This window comes from Draconibacterium sp., assembly GCF_041583095.1.
Classification (GTDB): domain Bacteria; phylum Bacteroidota; class Bacteroidia; order Bacteroidales; family Prolixibacteraceae; genus Draconibacterium.
The window spans coordinates 1-4,047 of record NZ_JBFHGM010000369.1 but is presented as its reverse complement, the minus strand read 5'-3'; the positions used below and the strand labels follow the sequence as shown (position 1 = coordinate 4,047).

Sequence of the window (4,047 nt, the reverse complement as noted above, 5' to 3'; positions counted from 1 at the left end):
TATCCCTGAGTTTATCGGTCATATTGCACAAGGAGATTTTCAGGAAGCCTACAAAAGCATAAAATCATATAATAGTCTGCCGGCAGTTTGTGGTCGTGTGTGCCCGCAGGAAAACCAGTGCGAAGCGATTTGTGTACGCGGTAAAAAAGATGAACCTGTGGCCATCGGTCGTTTAGAGCGTTTTATTGCCGACTATGCACGTGAGCATAAATTCGAAGAAGAACTTCCGCAGTACAACTCGGGCAGGAAAGTGGCTGTAATTGGCGCCGGTCCTGCAGGAATTGCATGTGCAGGCGAGTTGGCAAAAAAAGGTCACGAGGTAGTTGTTTTCGAAGCACTTCATACGCCCGGCGGAGTATTGATGTATGGTATTCCTGAGTTCCGGTTACCAAAACAAATTGTACGCGAAGAAATCGACTCCATCAAACAAATGGGCGTTAAGATTGAGAAAAACGTGATCGTAGGGAAATCGTTAACCGTGGAAGATCTGAAAGATGATGGTTTTGAGGCCATATTCATTTCTACCGGAGCAGGATTACCACGATTCCTGAATATCGATGGCGAAAACCTGAATGGTGTGTATTCGGCCAACGAATTTCTGACCCGTGTGAACTTAATGGAATCCTTTAAACGCGAAACGCCAAGTCCGGTGCAGAAAGGCGATAAAGTTGCCGTTGTAGGTGGTGGTAATGTTGCTATGGATGCTTGCCGAACTGCCCTGCGTTTAGGAGCCGGGGAAGTTTATATCATTTACCGACGCGGTGAAGACGAATTGCCTGCACGAGCAGAAGAAATTGAGCATGCAAAAGAAGAAGGCATTCAGTTTAAGTTGCTTGCCAATCCGGTAAAAATTCATGACAATGGTAACGGATGGGTAGGAGCCATCGAAAATCAGCAAATGGAACTGGGCGAACCCGATGCATCAGGACGTAGAAGACCGGTTGCGATAGAAGGAGAGACTTTTATGCTCGATGTAAATAAGGTTGTAATTGCAGTGGGGCAGTCGCCAAACCCCTTAATTACACAAAGCACTAAAGGGCTTGATTTGCATTCGTGGGGTGGTATTATCGTTGACGAGCAAACCATGAAGACAAGTATGGACAGTGTGTATGCCGGTGGCGATGTAGTTACCGGTGCAGCAACAGTAATTCTGGCAATGGGTGCCGGAAAAACAGCCGCACAAGCTATCGATACGCAATTGAATTAGTATATCCGGTAATGATGGTCTCAATCAAAGTGAGGCTATCACTAAGCTGGTGCACTTTGATAAGAACATAAAATATAATGGAGCTTTCGGGCTCCTTTTTTATTGCAAAATAGTTTCATGTTGCATTCGTACCCATCCTCTTATCCTTCCCTGCCAGCAACTACTCTTCATACACAAATATTTTACTAATAATTTCTGTAAAAGGAATTCTAAATGAGGCGCATGCTAGGTTTCATTTTCAATTGACTTTTCTATTTGCGCCTTTGTTAATACTTCTCATTAACCCCGGGCGGCACTTTCCCGATGAATCGGGAGTTTGCCCGGGGCTGAATTAATACGGACTTTCAGCCCGATATTTTATTTGATTAAAAGAATAAGCGCTGAAAGTGCGTAATATTTGAGCCCAGGGCAAGTAATTCAACGAATTACGTCGCCCTGGGGCATGATGATATGATTTGAATCGTCCGGTGAAAGAAAATGATCGAAGCTAATTGGTACTCCCGGACGAAATTTAAATCAGAAAAAGATGTGTATAAAGGGTAGCTTCGAAGAAGGGAGAGACAGGAGAGAGGGTATATTTGTTTCATTTGAATGAAATTGTGTCGATCATTATTTTTCAGCGTTCAAAACCAACACTTTATCGCCAGCCTGCACACTCTCTGCTGAGCTAAATAACCTGATTCTTCCTTTTTCATTTTCGATCAGAATCGGTAAGGTGTTCTCCAGATCGATTTTATTTTCAGCAATCCATTCTTTGCACGACACTTCTTTTTCAACCGGAATGCTGCTTTCACCGGCTTCATCATGTTGCATTTTGTGCACCCATTCATCAAGGCCAACTGGCGATGCAAACAAGAGATTTATATTCTCAAGTCCTGTTGTTTCATTAAACTCTTCTGACGGAGATTGAGCAACAGCAATTTCAGGAACAAGGAACTTTTCTTTTGCCATTTTTGCGGCCAGCGTATTTACCCGGTTATTTGTTGTCATTCCTACAACTGTCAACACATTGTCGGCTTGTAAGTCTTCCCACATGTCTTCGTGCAGTGCGTTGCCAAACAGACTGTTGAAACCCGCTTTTTCTGCCCGGGCAGCCAGTTCGCGGTTATTATCAATAAGCGTAACCGGAGTCTGATCTTTGAAATATTTAGCCAGAATAAGGCTTAGTGGATTTACTCCGAGGAATACAATTCCACGGCGTTCGTCCATATAAACCAGCTCGCCCCGTTTGCGCAACCATTTGGTGGTCCAGCTTAAAAGCACAGGTACGGTAAGGGTGGTAAAAATGGCCATAAACACCAGAATGGAGAAAATGGTTTTGTCGATAATGCCCATGCCAAGGCCGATTTCAGCAATAATAATTTCAACCGCTCCGCGGCCGTTCATTCCTGTACCAATGGTAATTCCTTCGCGCCAGCCATTTCGCGAGGGAAGGTAAAACAAGGCAGTACCCACAATTTTACCTACTATTGCCAGTGAAGTAACCAGTATCAGCAAACCCAGATCGGTTTGAAAAACGGTAACATCAACAAAAAAACCGGCCGTTACAAAGAAAATCGGAGCCATAAAACCGATGGAAACATCGTAAAAAGCTTTGTTCAGTTCTTTCGAGATCTTTTTTGGGAAGAGGTTGTCTTTTATAAACAAACCGGCCATAAATGCTCCTAAAATGCTGTGCATTCCGGCCAGTTCTGCCAACTCGCAATACCCAAAAGTTACAATCAGAATAAGCGTAAAATAGGCGGTGCTGTTTTTCATTCCTGAGCGTGTAATGTACTTTCCGAGGTGCGGCAAAAGGAACACGCCTATTGAAATAGTAAGGCCAAAAAATACAAGGATCTTACCGCCAATAAGCAGTAGTTCGCTGATGTTTATCACATTGGTTTCGGCAAAGTTGGTAATGCCCGAAAAGATAACCAGTGCCAGCGTATCGGAGATTAGCGCGCCGGCCATTAACACATAGGCAATGCGTGTATTAAGCAGTTTCAAGTCGATAAGAATACGACTTTTGGTAGCCAGCGAAGTTACGCCAATGGCAATGGCAACAAACAATCCGGCAATTGGTGTTCCGCCCGTCCAGACAATGGCAAAGTAACCCAATACAAAGGGTACAAAAAATCCACCGATGGCCGCCAGTAACCCCGCCCACGAAGCCTTTTTCAGGTCGCGAAAGTCGATTTCCATCCCGATGTAAACCATCAGCAGGATTATACCGATTTCGGCCAGCACTTTAACCGCCTCGGAATATTCGAGCCATCCCAGTACGGCCGGTCCCAGCACAATTCCGATAAGCAATTCGCCGAGAATGGCCGGATAACCGATCTTTCGTATCGCAAATCCCCCAAGATATGCTGCAAGTAATACTGCCGAAATATTCAGAATATTAATGTGAAATTCTTCCATAGCGCTGTTTTTATCGTTATGTCCCTTTCACAATATATGAAATTTAGTCCAAATAGAATACCTGGGTGTATTAAATAAGTTGTTAATGAGTTTGCAGTTGTATTACTGCATAAACAAAGGGGAGGAGTGGCTTGCCAATTATTATCCTGCTATTAATCCGGGGTTTCGTTTTTTCTAAATGGCGAAGGAATATAGGGTTCGCCGTTCAGCACTTTAATGGTATTTGTTATTGAAAGTAAAGTGTTTATCAGAAGTACACCAAGGAGTGGAGTAGTAACATTTGCTTTCCAGTAAACCCACAGACAACCTGTAAGAACACCACAAATAAGGAGTTGAAAGCTGATAACCGAACGGTAGTGGCGCGACATGGCTGTTGTTTTGTGCTTTCTGGCCCGCCACATCAGCACGGTTGGAAACACCAGCGGAAGGATGCCACT

At 44.0% G+C, this 4,047-nt stretch carries 3 protein-coding genes; 1 reads left to right on the top strand and 2 read right to left on the bottom strand.

The genetic code is table 11. From position 1 onward, the window contains the following. A partial coding sequence (gene gltA, locus ABZB17_RS21160; protein ID WP_372653397.1) for an NADPH-dependent glutamate synthase occupies positions 1 to 1,207 on the top strand: 1,207 nt, incomplete at its 5' end. Positions 1,208 to 1,816: 609 nt separating this feature from the next. On the opposite strand, the gene ABZB17_RS21155 is transcribed toward gltA, so the two are convergent. Both ABZB17_RS21155 and ABZB17_RS21150 read right to left on the bottom strand, forming a co-directional pair. Next, a complete protein-coding gene (locus ABZB17_RS21155; protein ID WP_372653394.1) occupies positions 1,817 to 3,610 on the bottom strand; it encodes a cation:proton antiporter in 1,794 nt (597 codons plus the stop codon). Positions 3,611 to 3,762: 152 nt separating this feature from the next. Continuing rightward, positions 3,763 to 4,047, bottom strand: a 285-nt coding sequence (locus tag ABZB17_RS21150) for a DUF4870 domain-containing protein (protein WP_372653392.1), incomplete at its 5' end; no start/stop codon positions are given.

Coding starts and splice junctions, on each gene's coding strand:
- ABZB17_RS21155 (WP_372653394.1), bottom strand. CDS start 3,610: ATGGAAGAATTTCACATTAATATTCTGAATATTTCGGCAGTATTACTT.